The sequence below is a fragment of the Bdellovibrio sp. genome (genome assembly GCF_036384735.1).
GTDB lineage: Bacteria > Bdellovibrionota > Bdellovibrionia > Bdellovibrionales > Bdellovibrionaceae > Bdellovibrio.
Genome location: NZ_DASVLT010000007.1, coordinates 249,391 through 266,602 on the forward strand (window position 1 = coordinate 249,391; position 17,212 = coordinate 266,602).

General features: G+C 45.2%; 12 protein-coding genes. 6 read left to right on the plus strand and 6 right to left on the minus strand.

Going from position 1 to position 17,212, the window contains the following annotated elements; genetic code table 11:
• Positions 1–141 precede the first annotated feature (141 nt).
• Together VF412_RS01840 and VF412_RS01845 are read left to right on the plus strand one after the other, a co-directional pair.
• Positions 142–819, plus strand: coding sequence for a response regulator transcription factor (locus VF412_RS01840; RefSeq protein ID WP_331337491.1), 678 nt, complete (start codon positions 142–144; stop codon positions 817–819).
• A 6-nt stretch (positions 820–825) separates the two neighbouring features.
• Entirely contained in the window at positions 826–2,445 is a 1,620-nt protein-coding gene (locus tag VF412_RS01845) for a HAMP domain-containing sensor histidine kinase (RefSeq protein WP_331337492.1), read from the plus strand.
• Positions 2,446–2,481: 36 nt separating this feature from the next.
• Here VF412_RS01845 and VF412_RS01850 read toward each other — a convergent pair whose 3' ends face one another.
• Entirely contained in the window at positions 2,482–2,769 is a 288-nt protein-coding gene (locus VF412_RS01850; protein ID WP_331337493.1) for a hypothetical protein, read from the minus strand.
• 160 nt (positions 2,770–2,929) lie between these two features.
• Between VF412_RS01850 and VF412_RS01855 the strand changes: the two genes are divergently transcribed.
• The gene (locus VF412_RS01855) at positions 2,930–3,478 is read left to right on the plus strand and encodes an NUDIX hydrolase (RefSeq protein ID WP_331337494.1); all 549 of its coding nucleotides are present in this window, start codon (positions 2,930–2,932) and stop codon (positions 3,476–3,478) included.
• Between the two features lie 14 nt (positions 3,479–3,492).
• Positions 3,493–6,171, plus strand: coding sequence for an aconitate hydratase AcnA (gene acnA, locus VF412_RS01860; RefSeq protein WP_331337495.1), 2,679 nt, complete (start codon positions 3,493–3,495; stop codon positions 6,169–6,171).
• A gap of 101 nt (positions 6,172–6,272) precedes the next feature.
• Here acnA and VF412_RS01865 read toward each other — a convergent pair whose 3' ends face one another.
• The gene (locus tag VF412_RS01865; RefSeq protein ID WP_331337496.1) at positions 6,273–8,309 is read right to left on the minus strand and encodes a S9 family peptidase; all 2,037 of its coding nucleotides are present in this window, start codon (positions 8,307–8,309) and stop codon (positions 6,273–6,275) included.
• Between the two features lie 169 nt (positions 8,310–8,478).
• On the opposite strand from VF412_RS01865, the gene VF412_RS01870 reads away from it, so the two are divergent.
• Together VF412_RS01870 and VF412_RS01875 are read left to right on the plus strand one after the other, a co-directional pair.
• Positions 8,479–9,786: a cytochrome ubiquinol oxidase subunit I gene (locus tag VF412_RS01870; RefSeq protein ID WP_331337497.1), complete on the plus strand. Its 1,308-nt coding sequence runs from the start codon at positions 8,479–8,481 to the stop codon at positions 9,784–9,786.
• Positions 9,783–10,778 (plus strand): cytochrome d ubiquinol oxidase subunit II, encoded by a 996-nt coding sequence (locus tag VF412_RS01875; RefSeq protein ID WP_331337498.1) that lies wholly within the window; start codon positions 9,783–9,785, stop codon positions 10,776–10,778. The genes VF412_RS01870 and VF412_RS01875 overlap by 4 nt, the downstream gene beginning before the upstream one ends.
• Positions 10,779–10,803: 25 nt before the next feature.
• Here the strand turns inward: VF412_RS01875 and VF412_RS01880 are convergent, their stop codons facing one another.
• The 4 genes from VF412_RS01880 to VF412_RS01895 all read right to left on the minus strand — a co-directional run bounded on the left by VF412_RS01880 (position 10,804) and on the right by VF412_RS01895 (position 17,024).
• The gene (locus tag VF412_RS01880; protein WP_331337499.1) at positions 10,804–11,748 is read right to left on the minus strand and encodes an NmrA family NAD(P)-binding protein; all 945 of its coding nucleotides are present in this window, start codon (positions 11,746–11,748) and stop codon (positions 10,804–10,806) included.
• A gap of 640 nt (positions 11,749–12,388) precedes the next feature.
• Positions 12,389–14,083, minus strand: a complete 1,695-nt coding sequence (gene recN, locus VF412_RS01885; protein ID WP_331337500.1) for a DNA repair protein RecN — start codon at positions 14,081–14,083, stop codon at positions 12,389–12,391.
• A gap of 2 nt (positions 14,084–14,085) precedes the next feature.
• Positions 14,086–14,985 (minus strand): NAD(+)/NADH kinase, encoded by a 900-nt coding sequence (locus VF412_RS01890; RefSeq protein WP_331337501.1) that lies wholly within the window; start codon positions 14,983–14,985, stop codon positions 14,086–14,088.
• Positions 14,985–17,024, minus strand: a complete 2,040-nt coding sequence (locus VF412_RS01895; protein ID WP_331337502.1) for a M3 family metallopeptidase — start codon at positions 17,022–17,024, stop codon at positions 14,985–14,987. The genes VF412_RS01890 and VF412_RS01895 overlap by 1 nt, the downstream gene beginning before the upstream one ends.
• Positions 17,025–17,212 lie beyond the last annotated feature (188 nt).

The following is a 17,212-nucleotide window of genomic DNA, read 5'->3' on the forward strand; positions in this document are numbered from 1 at the left end:
TATTTTAAAGCGAACCGCTTTCTTCTGTCTCATATTGAAACAAAAAATCGTTAGGGAAGTAAAAGATGGATTAACTATGGATTCGTGTTCAGGAATTCACCCTGTTAAAATATGGAAAGAACAACTGCACAGGAGCCTTTCATGTTTAATGTCCTTCTAGTTGAAGATGATCCGCAGATTTCCAAGAGTCTCAGCATGAGCTTAAAATACAGCGACTATGATGTCGCAGTTGCTGAGACAATTGGAGACGCGTGGAGCAAGATGGCGGCTATGACTTACGACATCTTATTATTAGACGTTAACCTTCCTGATGGAACAGGCATGGAACTTTGTGAGAAGATTCGCGCGGCTGGAAAAGAAGTTCCTATTATCTTTCTAAGTGCGCGCACCGATGAAGAGACTGTTGTGAAAGGTATGAACCTAGGCGGAGACGACTATCTTCGTAAACCTTTCGGAACGGAAGAGTTGAAAGTGCGTATGAATAAAGTCATGAAACGCACGTCCCCATCGACTCCGAAAAATTCATTGACGGTCGGACCATTGACGATGGACTTCGGAAAGCGCACGGTGCTTTTACAAGGCAGTCCCTTGAATTTGGGTAAGCGCCAATTTGATATTTTGGCGATCCTGGCAAAGAAAGCTGGAGATGTTGTCACGCGAGAAAATATCCTTATTCAACTTGATAACAATACTGATCTTTATGATCGCACGATCGACTCACACATGAGTCATTTAAGAATCAAACTTCGCGAAGCCGGAGATACGATTCAAATTGTGCCTGTTTATGGTGTGGGCTACCGTCTTCAATGGAAGCAGTAGTCCTTTATGAAACGTGGAACATACGTTAAGTTATTTGCCATCAGTATATCTGCGGCGCTTGTCTTAAGTGTCATTTCCCTTTTATGCCTGATTAAATTTTCTGATTTGGCTTTCCGCGATCACCGCCAAAATCTTTTGATATTTATGGCCCGTACAGTGGAAAGCAATCCTAGCGGATTGATTCTTCCAGAGTTTGGACCCTTCCATGGACCTGGGGGCCCTGGACGGCCCGGGGGACATCGTCACGAAGGACCTCCTCCTTTCCGTGAGGACATGGCTCGTGAAGATCATTTTCCAATGCCACCACCACCTCCTCCAGACGGGGACGGACGTGGTTGGCCTCCGCCACCTCCTCCGGATGAAAATGGCCCACGGTTTGGTCCACCTCCACCTATGGGAGGCATGCTGCGACCACCTCCACCACCAATGGTCGGCGAGATGCCAGAATTTTGGATTGTCTCTGAAAAGGGAGAGATCCTTTCTGGTGATAAGTCCCATGCATTGCCATCCGTATGGATGAAATTAAAAAAACCAACGGAAGTTCACGGTATTGTTACTGACGATACTTTCTGGAATATTTTTGATCGCACGACGGTCTTGAAATTGGATCACACGCCAACGGCTTATCTGGTGCTTCTGGAGCATCGCAACCCGTTCCGTGGTCCATTGTTTCTGACTCAGGGAATTTTTACGTTTGCGACGGTTGTTATTGCGCTGTTCTTTGCCTTGTCGATTACGTTTATCTACCTCAGAAAAAAATCTGAGGAGGCACGCGATGTTTTACTTCGCCTTGAGCGTGGTGATTTGAAGGCTCGCTTTGAGGTCAAACCATTCGATGAATTCGGTGGTCTGATCGTGGACTTTAATCGCATGGCAAATGAAATTGAACGTCTGGTGAATCGTGTGCGCGAAACTGAAAGTGCGCGAAGCAATTTACTGAGCGAGCTGGGTCATGACTTGCGCACCCCGCTGACAAGCTTAACGACCTCGTTTGAGACCCTGAAATTCCATTTCAACAAAATGACTCCATCAGACCGTAATGAAATTTTCACGATGATCACAGCCGAGGTTGAGTACTTTAAAGAACTTCTTGAGAAGTTGATGACCATCGCGGAACTTGATGAACCTCACTATAAGAAATCCACAGAGGTCATCGATTTGAACAGACTTGTTCAACAAGAGATTCGTTTCCGTCAAAGCAACAATGGCGCCAACAAAGAGTGGAGCTTCAGCGCTGAAGGACCGGGAGAAGTTCAAGCCGACGTGCTTGGTGATCCCCACTTGCTCTTGCGTCTTTTAAAAAATGCTTTGGACAATGCTTCTCGATATGCAAAGACGAAAGTGCATGTGACTCTTCATGATCGTGGCGACGATATTGAAGTCTCTGTTAGCGATGATGGACCGGGTATGGACAAGGCAAGTCTAGCCGCTTTTGGTAAGCGTCAAGACCGCCGCAAAAGACGGGAAGAAAGTGCGGGGCTTAATTTCTCTTTAGGATTAGGTTCTGTGATTATGCGAACGATTGCCGAGCTTCATGGCGGCCGCCTGGAAGTGGCAAATATTGAAACTCAGAATGGCGTGTCAGGTGCAGTCGTTAAGGTGTCGATACCAAAGTATAAAGAGTAAAAAGAAAGGCGGGGATTCCGCCTTTTTATTTATTAGTTAATGACAAGTGGCTTCGATGGCAACTTCAGATTCATGGCCCATTTCTGATAACTGATTCTTCAATGTTATAACAGTGGCATCGTCTGTCGGACAGTTCTGGGCGAGCAGCTCCATACCATAATCATAAAATTTTTTTTGCACTTTCGCTGATTCGCAAGGACTGAAGCACATCGGTTGTTTGTTGATGTATTCACGAAGTGCTTGATTGAGTGCCGCCTCTTCACAAGGAATAGCAAAGGCTGACGCAGAGAAGGATAGAACAAAAATGACGAAAAAACTTTTCATAAAGACTCCTGAAGCAGGAGATTATCTTTAGTCCGTATGCCCTGCGGTATCAAATGACAACGGTGTCATTAAGCTCAAGCGCATGGACTTAGGGCGAGCTGTTCTTTTGTCCAGGAAGTAAAGATGGGACAAAGTCCCTTGCTTATGAGACGCTGAAGCCATGAAGCATTTGCACGAAAAAGTTCTTTCATCTCGCCAAGTTTATAGAGGTCGTTTTCTAAAAGTTGAACAAGACCAAGTTGAAGCTCCAGACGGAAAAACCTATGTCAGAGAGTATATTCTGCACCCTGGAGCTGCGATGATGATTCCTCTTTTGCCGAATGGAAAAGTTGTGATGGTGCATCAGTACCGTCATGCAGTGAAGCAAGTGTTTCTAGAATTTCCTGCGGGAAAAAGAGATAAAGGAGAGGACTCCCTTGTCACAGCGAAGCGCGAACTAGAGGAAGAGACGGGTTATGAAGCCAAGGACTGGAAGTTTCTGACCACGATTCATCCCGTCATTGGATACTCGAACGAACACATTGATTTGTTTCTGGCTCGTGACCTCGTCAAGGTGGAGCAGAAGCTTGATTCCGGTGAATTTCTTGAGGTCACCGAAGTGGATCCTAAGGACCTCATGCGACTGGTTCTCGAGGGAAAAGTGACGGATGTGAAAACCCAGATCGGTGCCTTTTGGCTTGATAAATTCCTTCGCGGGGAGTGGAATTGAGAGCGGAGGCTCTCATGTTGGTTCAGTCAAAAGACAGTTTTAAAACAAAAGAAAAAGTAAAAATTGGTTCCAAAGAATTCACAATCTTCAATCAGAAGAAAATCTCTCATCCGAATTTGAAGAAGCTGCCGATTTCTTTGCGTGTTCTCCTTGAAAATCTTTTGCGCCACGAAGATGGCGTACATGTGACAAAGGAAGATATCGATTCTCTTCTAAGTTTGAGTAAGGAATCTCTTTCTCGTGAAATTTCATTTTTTCCAGCGCGCGTATTAATGCAAGACTTCACCGGTGTTCCTGCCGTGGTGGATTTGGCAGCTATGCGTGATGCGATGAAAGCATTGGGCGGAAATCCAACAAAGATCAATCCACTTGTTCCTGTGGATCTAGTGATCGATCACTCGGTGATGGTGGATTCATTTGGTTCTCCGGTTTCATTTGATGAAAACGTGAAGATGGAGTTCGAAAGAAATAACGAGCGTTATATCTTTTTGAAATGGGGTCAGAAGGCATTCCAAGATTTCCGTGTTGTTCCTCCGGGCACAGGGATCTGCCATCAAGTGAACTTGGAATATCTGGGTAAAACAGTATGGCAAGGTAGAGGCAAAGACGGCGATTACGCTTTCCCTGATTCTCTTGTTGGTACTGATAGCCATACAACAATGATCAATGGCCTGGCTGTTCTTGGTTGGGGTGTCGGTGGTATCGAAGCGGAAGCGGTGATGTTAGGTCAACCCCTAAGCATGTTGATTCCTGAAGTCGTTGGCTTCCGCCTTGAAGGAAAATTAAACGAAGGAGCGACAGCAACGGACTTGGTTCTAACGGTTACACAGATGCTTCGTAAAAAAGGCGTTGTTGGTAAGTTTGTAGAATTCTACGGACCAGGTCTTGCGGGATTGTCTTTGGCAGACCGTGCGACTATCGCAAATATGGCGCCAGAGTATGGTGCTACGTGCGGTTTCTTCCCAGTCGACGAAGAGACAATGAAATATCTTAAACTTTCGGGCCGTGATGCCGACACAGTTAGTCTTGTCGAGCAATATGCGAAAGCAACAGGCTTATGGCGTACAGACGAAGACGAACAATTCGCATTCCATGATACATTGAAATTGAACTTGGCTGATGTTGTTCCATCGGTTGCGGGACCAAAGCGCCCTCAAGACCGTGTGCTTCTTTCTGACGCTAGCACAGACTTCCATAAACAATTGGTTTCTGGCTTCGGCGTCCACGAAGGTAAGGCATCAAAGGATGGCTCTGCTCATCACGTTGAAGGCGAGTCTTTCAAATTGGGTAACGGCGATGTTGTGATCGCTGCGATCACAAGTTGTACGAACACTTCAAATCCTTCTGTGATGATTGGTGCCGGCTTGGTTGCGAAGAAGGCCGTTGAAAAAGGCTTGAAAGTAAAACCTTGGGTGAAAACGTCTTTGGCTCCGGGATCACAAGTTGTGACGGATTATCTTGAAAGAGCAGGCTTGCAAAAATATATGGATCACTTGGGCTTCAACCTTGTTGGTTATGGTTGCACAACTTGTATCGGAAACTCGGGTCCATTGCCTCCGGCCATCGCAAATACGGTCGAGAAAAACAATCTTGTTGTTGCGGCCGTTCTGTCAGGAAATCGTAACTTCGAAGGTCGTATTAATCCGAACGTAAAAGCGAACTACTTGGCATCACCAATGTTGGTGGTGGCTTATGCTCTTGCGGGCAATATGTTGGTTGATATGCAAAAAACTTCTTTGGGCCAAGATTCTCATGGTAATGATGTCTTCTTGAAAGACATCTGGCCAACGAACCAAGAAATCCAAGATGCCGTGAACCAATCTGTTGAAAGCAAAATGTTCCATGCTAGATACGGCAATGTTTTCGACGGAACAGAAGATTGGAAAAAAATCAGCACAACAACATCACAAACTTATTCTTGGGATGAAAGTACTTACATCAAAAACCCACCTTACTTCCATGGTATGGGAAAATCTCCTTCAGCACTGAAGGGTATTTCAGGTGCGAAAGTTCTTGCGGTTCTTGGTGATTCGATTACGACGGATCATATTTCTCCGGCGGGCAATATTAAAAAAGATTCTCCGGCAGGAAAATATTTGATGAGCAAAGGTGTGCAACCCGTTGATTTCAATTCTTACGGTGCACGTCGCGGTAATGACGAAGTGATGGTTCGTGGTACTTTCGCCAACATTCGCATTAAAAATGAAATGTTGAACGGCATCGAAGGTGGCATGACGAAGTATGTTCCTTCAGGGGAAACAATGCCAATTTACGATGCCGCTATGAAATACAAAGAATCAAACACACCACTTGTGGTTGTTGCTGGTAAAGAGTACGGAACGGGTTCATCTCGTGACTGGGCTGCCAAAGGAACAAATTTGCTGGGTGTGAAAGCGGTTCTTGCTGAAAGCTTCGAGCGTATCCATCGTTCGAACTTGATTGGTATGGGCGTTCTTCCTTTGCAATTCGTATCTGGTACAGACCGCAAGATTTTGCAATTGGATGGTACTGAAACGTTTGATATCGCAGGTATTGAAACGATGAAACCACAAGAAGAACTGACTGTGACTATCACTCGTGCAAACGGGAAGAAAGAGACAGCAAAAGCTCGTTCACGCATCGATACAGCGGTCGAGCTTGAGTACTATAAAAACGGCGGCATCTTGCCTTACGTTCTTAGAAAATTGATGTAGTGGGGAAAAGGGCTGCTCTGCGCTTCTTTCAATAACGAAAAACAAAAAAGGCGTCCCGACAGGACGCCTTTTTTGTTTTGCAGACCAGGTGCCCGAAAAAATTAATTCAACATTAAGATGAACGCGTATTCTGTCGCGGTTTCTTTCAATTGATCAAAGCGGCCAGAGGCCCCACCGTGGCCGGATTCCATATCTGTCTTTAAAAGGATCACGGAATCCCCTTTGTTGTGCTGACGAAGCTTAGAGACCCATTTTGCGGGCTCCCAGTACTGAACCTGTGAATCGTGCAAGCCCGTCGTCACAAGCACATTCGGATAGGCAGCATCGTGAACATTGTCATAAGGGGAGTAAGTACGAATATAATCGTAATACTGCTTTTCGTTCGGATTTCCCCATTCATCGTATTCACCAGTCGTTAAAGGAATTGAGTCATCTAACATTGTCGTGATCACATCGACGAATGGAACTTGGGCTACGACACCGTGATAAAGTTCAGGACGCATGTTCATCACAGCTCCCATCAAAAGACCGCCGGCGCTGCCGCCCATGGCATAAACTTTTTTGTCGTTGGCATAATCGTTCTTAATTAGATAATCCGTGCAGTCGATAAAATCATAGAAAGTATTCTTCTTAGAGAGGGTCCGACCGTGATCGTACCAATCGCGCCCCATCTCGGATCCTCCGCGAATATGTGCCTTCGCAAAGACAAAGCCACGATCTACTAGACTGAAGATATCAGCTTTAAACCAAGGGTCCATGTTGGCACCGTAAGATCCATAACCATAGATCAACATCGGCGCAGTGCCGTCAGCTTTGAAATCTTTTTTCATAATCAATGAAACAGGAACCTTCGCACCGTCACGAGCTGTGACGAAAATTCTTTCAGTGCGATAAAGATGAGGATCATAATTAGGAACCTCATGAGTCTTCCTCAATTCTTGCTTGTGAGTCACCATATTGATATCGAATACAGAAGGCGGCAAGCGCATGGATTCGTATTCAAAACGCAAAACGTTGGAATCAAATTCACGATTGTCGCCAACACCAGCCATAAAACTTTGATCGACAAATGGAATATAGTACGAATTTTTTCCCAGATGATCTGTAATATGGATTTGTGTCAGACCATTTTGACGCTCGTCCATGACAAGGTGATGCTTAAATACTGTCACATCTTGCAGATAGGTGTCTTCACGATGAGGAATCAGCTCTTTCCAATGTTGTGATTCCGTATGACCGATCGCTGCCGTCATCAATTTGTAGTTCTTGGCATTTTTATTAGTGACGATATAGAACATGTCTCCGCCATCAGTGACAGAATACTCATGGCCGCGCTCGCGTTTGTTGAACACTTTGAAGTTATCAAGGGGTTTATCTGCTGGTAGATATTGAACCTCAGTCGTCAAGGTGCTGAATGAAGAGATGTAGATGAACTTATCGGAAAGAGATCCATAAACTTGCACGGAATACGTCTCGTCTTTTTCGAAATAGATCAGATCTTTTTTATGAGTTTTGATACTGTAGCGATACACTTTTTCAGAGCGCAAAGTTTCCGGATGCTGTTCGGTATAGAAAATCGTTTCATTGTCTGCGGCCCACACCATGTTGGCGCGAACATTTTCGATCACGTCGGGCAAAATCTGGCCCGTGCGTAAGTTTTTAAAGCGGATGTTAAAGAATCTTCGTCCTACAGTATCCTCTGCATAAGCCATCACTTCTTGATTGGGACTCATGTTTGGACCTGTTGATTGATAGAATGTGTGATTTTTTGCGAGTTCGGGGCCATTCAGCAGAATTTCTTCTGCTGAATGCAGGTTGCCTTTCTTGCGACAATACAAAGGATATTGCTGTCCCTTTTCATAGCGAGCATAATAATAATATCCACGTTCAAAAACAGGAGTCGAGGATTCATCCTCTTTCACGCGGGATTTGAGTTCTTCAAAGACTGTAGATTCCAAAGATTTCGCGGGAGCCATCACGCGTTCGGTATATTGATTCTCGCGATTGAGAAAGTCGATGACTTTCGGATTTTCGCGATCTTTCATCCAGTAAAAATCATCGACACGTGTTTCGCCAAATTTCTCCATCCGATGTGGATTTTTTTCTGGATGAGGATAGTCTTGGGGAAATTTGTGCATACAAGAAACTCCTAGAAAACAAATGGATATCAATAAGTACTTCTTCATTACTAACAGCGTAAGTTTTCCATTTGTGAATGCAAGTCGCTCTGCAAAGCGAGTTTTTTAACATGGAAGTTTTTTTGGAAAGGAATACTATGTCCCAAGTATTCACATCGGAGGTCGGTGTATGACGGATGTTATTGCAGCCCGTTCGACAATGGCATTTTCCCTGGGATTTCACATCATTTTTGCAGCCATAGGTATGATCATGCCTCTCTTTATGGCCACCGCGCATTTTTTTTATCTGAAGCACAAAAGGTCGGAAGACTTGGAGCTCACCAAACTTTGGATGAAAGGTGTGGCAATCCTATTTGCGGTTGGCGCTGTCTCTGGAACAGTATTGTCCTTTGAGCTGGGGCTTCTTTGGCCAGGTTTTATGAAATACGCAGGTCCCATCATAGGAATGCCTTTCTCCTGGGAGGGAACAGCGTTCTTCCTTGAAGCCGTCGCCATCGGTCTTTTTCTTTATGGTTGGAAGCGCATGTCGCCGTGGGTTCATTGGTTCTCGGGGCTGGCTGTGGGAATATGTGGCTTTGCTTCCGGGATCTTCATTGTGGCAGCTAACAGTTGGATGAATTCTCCGTCGGGATTTGATTGGGTGAACGGGGCTGCGATCAATATTGATCCCGTAGCTGCGATGTTTAATAAGGCATGGCTTCATCAAACTTTGCACATGCAATTCGCTGCGATTCAAGCTGTGGGCTTTACAGTGGCTGGTGTCCATGCATTTCTTCTTTTAAGAAATCCCAAAGCAGCATTGCATTGGCGAGCGTTGAAAATTGCGATGGCCTTTGCAGCAGTGGCTTCCTTGATTCAACCACTCATTGGTCATTTTGCTGCGCAAAGGGTTGCGGAACTTCAACCTGCAAAACTTGCAGCAATGGAAGCACATTTTGAAACAGGTCCGAAAGCACCTTTATATCTTGGCGGTATTCCCGATGAAAATACGAAGAGCATTGATTACGCGATTAAAATTCCGGGGCTTTTAAGCTTTCTTGCATTCGATGATATAGATGCCCCAGTGAAGGGCTTAAGTGAGTTTCCTCGAGAGGATTGGCCTCACGTTACTATTGTTCACTTATCTTTTGACGTGATGGTGGGACTTGGATCTTTACTTGCTTTGGTGGGTCTAAGTTATTTCTATCTTTTAAAAAAGAATAAACTAAGTCCGACCTTCTTAAAGATTTTGGTCCTGTGTACTCCATTGGGGTTTATTGCCCTTGAAGCGGGATGGGTCGTTACTGAGCTGGGACGGCAGCCATGGATTATCTATGGCTTGGTGCGAACGAAAGATGCCACGACTCCAATGCCGGGATTGCAATTTCATTTCTATCTCTTCTTAGTTCTATATCTGGGCCTGGCAGCCATCACGTTGTGGCTTTTTAAAAGACAAATTCAAGTGGCACAAAGAAATGTTGAAAGGGGACAGTCATGATCGATATTTTGCTCTTCTTTATTGCGGCGGCACTTCTTTTGTATGTCATTCTTGGTGGCGCTGATTATGGAGCTGGCATCTTAGAGTTACTTCCCATCGGTGATCTGAAACAAAAACAGCGCGAGACCATCAACTACGCCATGGGACCCGTATGGGAGGCTAACCACATCTGGCTTATTCTTGTCGTTGTGATCTTATTCATGGGATTTCCTTTGGTATTCAATACCATGATGACTTACCTGCATTTGCCGATGGTAGCCCTACTTGTGGGAATTGTCGTGCGCGGAACAGCCTTTACCTTTAGACATTACGATGCTGTACATGAAGAAACGTCCCAAAATGTTTACTCGTGGGTTTTTGGTTTTTCAAGCTTGTGGACGTCACTGTGGATTGGTGTCATCGCAGGCACAATAGGCCGTGGAAGTATCGATATGCAAGCCCGGACATTCTTCGATGCTTATGTGGCTCCGTGGTGGGGAGTTTTCCCTCTAGCCACGGGGATTATGACGACATTTATTTTTGCATTCTTGGCAAGTGTTTACTTAGTCGGAGAAACGAAAGATCCCTCGCTCAAGAAAATTTTCTGGCGTCGAGGATTTGCTTTAAATATTGGCGTTGTCCTAGCGGGTGCCTTGGTTTTTTTCACTGCCTATTTAGAGAAGGTAGATCTCTTTATCAAATTTATCACAAACCCGGTTGCACTTGCGATGATGATCCTTGCGACGGGATTATTCTTTGTTCTGTGGTATTTTGTGCGTAGAAACCAACCGCTTTTGGTTCGTTTCGTTGGGGCAGGACAAGTGATTTTAATTCTGGGTGGTTGGTATGTGGTGAGTGCACCGACGGCTTTGCAGACAACGGCGGGACCGATCACCTTTTTTCAGGCGGCAGCGCCACCTGCGACACAGTTGCAACTGGTGATTGCTCTCTTGTTCGGAAGTGTTTTAATTTTTCCGAGCCTGTTTTTCTTGCTGCGAGTTTTTAAAAAATAAGGGCCTTTGACAGGCCCTTTTTATTTTATGGATGCATATCCGGAGACGAAGACAAAGACTGATGCTGTCTTGCGCGAGAACGTTCCATCTCGGCCATATAAGCCGTCTTAAAGGTTGTTCGACCAAACTCTTCGATGGATGTCGCTGTGGTGTTGAGCTTGTCTCTGGAAACTGTTGCCTGAAGTGTTCCATTGGAAGCAGCTCGTGAAAGCTCATTCATAGCGTCTGCACTGTCGGCGGATATTCCGGCTCCGATCAAGTAGTTGCGCATTTCTGACTCGGGAACTGCGACATATTCAAGATCAGGTCTTTCAACGATTTCGCCTAATTCTTGAATGGCTTCGCTGAAGGTTAAAGTTCTTTCTCCTAAAAGATATTCGACGTTGTGTGATTTAAATGTTGGATTCATTAACAAGAAAGCGGCACGAGCTGCAATATCTTGTGTCGCCACCATATCCACGGGTATATCACCTGGAATTGTTCCGAAATATCGATTCATCGCAACCATAGAGGGAATTCCCGATAAAATATTTTCCATGAAGAATGTAGGACGCAAGTGCACGATATCAACCCCAGGAAGAGCATTTAAGCGCTCCTCTTGATCGTGAAGACCTAAAACGATTCCTGTTCCTGACTCGAGATTTGCGCCGATACTGCTTAGATTAACGACCTTCGTGACGCCACTTTCTTCGACGGCTTCAGCGATCACTTCGCCGATTTTGTTTTGATAGTAGCGTGGCTCTGTCGCCTTCATATTCGGAGGAATCATCGTGAAGACAGCAGAGCAGTGGCGCATGCAATCCGTCACCGTAGCCACGCTATTCGCATCACCTTCAATCAGTTCAGCGCCCGAAAGCTCTGCACTGTTGGGGTAATGTCGCGCCAAACAGCGAACCTGTTGCCCGTTGGCAAGCAAATGAGAAACGATCTTTGAACCGATGTGTCCGGTTGCTCCCATTACGAAGATCATAAATCCTCCTATTTCATTCTTTATTTTAGAATCTTGAGGAGGAAGATCTTAATTACAAATCCTTTATTGGTTGGTTGGCATTCTTCGGAGGTGCGGGGATTTCTCTGTGCTGGGCCTCCTTACCCGCTCTAGCTTCAGCGGCACGGCATCCTGCCTCGTCGCTTCACCGACTGAGGTCGGTGAGGGCCATCCAGGCCCCGCGAAGGCCGCTTGCGCTAGAGCGGGTAGGAGGCCCAGCACAGAGAAATTTTCGTCTTCGAATAATCAAGTCACAAAGAGAATTGCTAAAGATCTCGCGACCCTAGGTTTGAAAGTAAGAAAAGAAAAAAGACGAGGAGTTTCGGAATTGCGTGGAAACGCAATTCCCTAGACCACTTTAATAATTAAATATTTTGAATTCTGAGAGATAAATCGCAAACACACACCAGCGCGGACTCTATCTTTTCGCGAGCATGAATTTGGCGGTTTATAAAATAGCTATATCCTTGAGAAGACGGGCTCCGTCGGCGCCTGGATGGCGCGAACCGCAGCTTCGCTGCGGCGACGGTCGAGCCCGGACGGCGTGCCGTCGAAGCAAGGATATAGCTATTTTATAAACCGCCAAATCCCCGCACGACAACAAACGACAGAAGAGCACCCATCATTTAGCTTCGACAAGCAACTGTTCTGCATGAGCCAAAGAAGTCTTAGAAATTTTCTCACCACTGATAAGGCGAGCAATCTCTTGAACGCGATCTTTGGTTTTGAGTTCTGACACAACCATTGCCACAGAATCTTTTTGTGGGGATTTCTGAATGAAGAAGTGTGTATCGCCGAAAGCAGCCACTTGCGGAAGGTGAGTCACGCAGATGACTTGTTGACCCTTCGCAATTGTTTTTAGTTTTCTTCCAACTTTTTCAGCGGTTTCACCAGAGACACCCGTATCCACTTCGTCGAACAAGTATGTGCGAGGTTGGTTGCTTGAACCAACCACGCGTTTCAATGAAAGAAGGATGCGGCTTAGCTCACCACCAGAGGCAAACTTCGCCAAAGGACGTTTGACGTCTTTAGAAGACGTTTGGCTTAGAAATTCAACATCGCTAAGGCCCGTTGAAGTCAGCTCGTTCACTTTCTCGATATGAACATGGAAAGTAACACCCTTCATATTCAAATCCAAAAGTTCGGCGTTCACGCTTTCAGCAAGAAGCTCAGCACCTTTCAAGCGACGCTTGTGAAGGTCTGCGCCCAATGCTTCGAGCTCTTTCAAGATCATAGCGGATTCTTTTTTCAGTGATTCCACTTTCACGTCTGAATTTTGTAAATTCGAGATTTCGATTTCCATCTCCATCAAGGCTTTCAAAATATCATCAACATTTGAGCCGTATTTCTTTTGAAGTTTGCGAAGGTCGCTTAAGCGGCTTTCAACTTCTTCAAGACGTTGTGGGTCTGCATCGATCTTTGAGGAGTACTGACGAAGTTCGTAAACGCTTTCGTCGATCAAAGCTTTTGCTTGTTCCAAATTTTCCAATTTTGCTGCGATTTGCGGATCAAGGCCTGCCAAATCCATTCCGCGCTTCAAAACCGCATTCAAACGGCTGATCGCAGAATCGTCGTCAGTATAAAGAGCTGCTTCTGCCTGATCCACGAAGGAACCAATGCGTGAAGAATTTTTCAGTTTCTTTACTTCCACTTCAAGCTCTTGATCTTCACCTGGGGAAAGATCCAAGCTTGCAATCTCATCACGTTGATAGATCAAGAAATCCAAACGCTGAGCCTTTTGTTTGGCATCGCTTTCCAATTTTTTAATTTCTTCGAAGATAGCGTGATAGCGGTTGTATTTTTCAGTAAATAACAAACGCTTATCCCAAGTTCCGGCATATTGATCCAGCAGGTCCATGTGATAAGCCTTCGACATCAAGTTGCGGTTTTCGTGTTGACCCGTCATTTCGATCAACGGCGCAGAATGACCGGCAAGCTCAACCAGTGGAGCCACAACATCACGCAGGCTTTGCAAAGTGCTGAGGCTGCCATTCAGATAGATTTTAGATTTATCGCCAGAACTTAAAACACGACGAACGATCAAAAGATCCTCATCCGTTTCGATACCCATATCTTTCAAAGCTGTTAAAACGTCAGAACGTTTGCTTAGGTCAAAAGAGCCCTCGATCGTGGCCTGGGAAGCCCCAGTGCGAATGGTATCACTCGATGCTTTGCCACCCATTAGCAAAGACAAGCTTTTCAAAAGAACGGATTTACCGGCACCTGTTTCACCAGAAAGAATGTTCAAACCATCTTTGAAAGTGATGTGCAAATTTTCAATAATCGCAAAATTCGTAACTTTAAGTTCGAGCAACATGCTTAACTCCTGTCGCCAAATTTTAATTTTTCACGCAAAAGGGTGAAGTAGTTGTGCTCGGGCTCACGGACCATCCAGTGATCGTAGCAAGAACGTGTCACAACAACTTCGTCATCCGCTGAAAGTTCTGTCACCTTTTGTCCGTCCACGATGAAATGAGCTTTCGCCGTTTTTCCATCAAGCTTGAAAGACAAAGTGCTTTTATCAGGAACAATCAAAGGACGAGACGTCAAACTGTGAGGTGCCACCGCAGTCACCACAAAGACAGGGCTTTCTGGGTGTAAGATCGGTCCTCCGGCTGCCAAATTGTAAGCCGTCGAACCAGAAGGGGAGGCGACGATAAAACCGTCGGCTTTCACTTCACTCACAAGGAATTTATCAGAGTAAATCGATGTATTGATCAATTGAGACATCGAGCCTCTTTCGATCACCATATCATTCAAGGCATGGAATTCACCGCGACTGCGACCTTTGCGCAAAACCTGCGCAACGATCATCGAGCGAGGACGAAGCTCCATTTTGCCGTGTAGAGCAGCCTCAATCACTTCAAACGTGTGATCGGAACTGTGAGCTGTTAGGAAACCCAACGAACCCATATTAAATCCAAGAATAGGAATGTTGCGGCCTTCTAAAATACGAACGGCACGCAAGTAGGTTCCATCACCACCGAGAACAATCACGAGCTTTAAAGCATCAAGCTGCTTTTTAGTCTTAGCAGCTTTAGTTCCTGGAATTAATTTTTGATCAGGTCCCGTAAAAACCACATAACCATTTTCTTTCAAATAGTCTGCGACCTTCTTTGCCAGAGCCACTGCCTTGCCCGTCTCAAGACGGTAAACCAAAGCGACGCTGCTTTTTTCAGGAAGGATCAAAGTGTTTTTGCTTGAAGCAGCCTTGGCCATTAAATCAATCCATCTCTTCTTAGCAATGCTTGAGGATCTGGCTCGCGACCACGGAAGCGTTTGTAAAGATCCATAGGGTGCTCTGTTCCGCCGCGACTTAAGATGTTCTCTTTGAACTTCTGAGCCACTTCTGGATTGAACAAACCTTTTTCCATGAAGTATTCAAACGCATCGGCATCCAAAACCTCTGCCCATTTGTAAGAGTAATATCCTGCAGAGTAACCACCAGCAAAAATATGGCTGAAGCTAACTGAAGTATTTGAACCTTCCTCTTTAGGGAACAGACGAGTTTCGGCTGTGGCTTCTTCCTCGAAGGCATCAACGTTTTTGATCGCTGCTGGTTCAGCCGTGTGCCATGCCATATCCATCAAACCGAATTGGATCTGACGACAAGACATGTAACCTGCTTGAAATTTTTGCGAAGCTTTCAATTTCTTGATCAACTCTGCAGGCATTGTCTCATTTGTTTCGTAATGACGAGCAAACAAATCCAACCCTTCTTTTTCACCAGCCCAGTTTTCCATGATTTGTGATGGAAGTTCTACGAAATCCCAGTAAACGTTGGGGCCGCTCAAAGATTGGTAAGTGCAATCGGAAAGCATGCCGTGCAAAGCATGACCGAATTCATGGAATAAAGTGCGAACTTCATCGTAAGTCAAAAGCGATGGCTTTGTCGGAGTCGGCTTCGTAAAATTACAAACGATGCTCACGTGAGGACGTTTCAATTCGCCTTCGCTCAAACCTTGGTTGCGGAATTGAGTCATCCATGCGCCGCCTTTTTTAGTCTCGCGAGGGAAGAAGTCTGTGTAGAACAGGCCCATGTATTTACCAGATGTCTCTTCGTAAATTTCGTAAGCTTTGACTTCAGGATGATAAACAGGGATTGAAGAGTTCTCTTTGAACGTCAAACCGTAAAGTTTTTTCGCGTGAGCAAAAACACCGTCCACGACGTTCTCAAGTTTGAAGTAAGGACGAAGATCTTCTTCATTGAAAGCGTATTTGTCTTCTTTCAATTTTTCGGAATAGAAACCAAAGTCCCAAGGCTTAATATCGCTTAAGCCATCCAATTTTTTTGCGAATGCGGCGACTTCAGCGACGTCACGTTTGCCGGCCTCTTTGGAAGCCGTCAAAAGTTTATTCAAGAAATCGAAGACTGTTTTTGGAGTTTGCGCCATACGCTCTGCCAAAACGAAGTCTGCGTGAGTTTTGAAGTTTAAGATCTTTGCGCGCTCTGCACGAAGAGTTACGATCTTCTTCACGATTTCTTGGTTGTCGAATTCACCTTTGAATGCACGAGAAGAATACGCACGCCACATTTTTTCACGAAGACCGCGATTTTTCGCGTAAGTCATAAATGGCAAGTAAGAAGGAATTTGCAAATTGAAAAGCCATTGGCCTTTTTTGCCTTTCGCTTCTGCAGCGGCGGCTGCACCTTCAAGAATACCTTCTGGAATTCCATCCACGTCTTCTTTTTTATCCAGGTACATTTCGAACGCGTTTGTTGATTTCAAAACGTTTTCTGAATACTTCGGTCCAAGAGTCGAAAGCTCTTGATCGATTTGACGAAGTTTCTCTTTAGCAGCGTCGTCCAGCAAAGCACCGTTGCGCGCGAAAGAAAGATAAGTTTTTTCAAGCAGGCGAGATTGCTCTGCCGTCAGTTTGAAGTTCGCGCGGTTGTCATAAACAGCTTTCACGCGTTTGAAAATTTCAGGATCCAAAGAGATGTCTGAAGAAAGAGCTGTCAACTTCGGATAGATCTCTTGCGCCAATGCCTGCAACGCTTCGTCAGCGTTTGCAACTTCCAGGTTGCCATAGATTAACGCGATCTTGTCAGACAACTCTGAAGCGGTTTCCAAAGCAACGATCGTATTTTCGAAATCTGGAGTTGCAGAGTTTGCTTTGATTTTTTCGATATTTTGTTTTGCGATTTTGATCGCTTCATCCAATGCAGGAACGTAGTGCTCAACTTTGATTTTATCAAAAGGCACGGCCTGATCTTTTGCCGAAAATTTCTCTAAAAGGGGATTGTTAGAAGTCATAGAGCTCTCCCAGGTTGTGAGTGGAATAACCCAATTTTTATCCCTCGATTTTATGGGAAAATAAAGGAAAATTGCCTGGGAAAGGCGAGTCTATGCTAAAGCAGAAATGGAAAGGGTCCTCGCGGTGTTTTCCCTCGAGGACCCAAGATTTAATGCGGCATATAACCCGCGTCTAGCGGTGAGAAGCT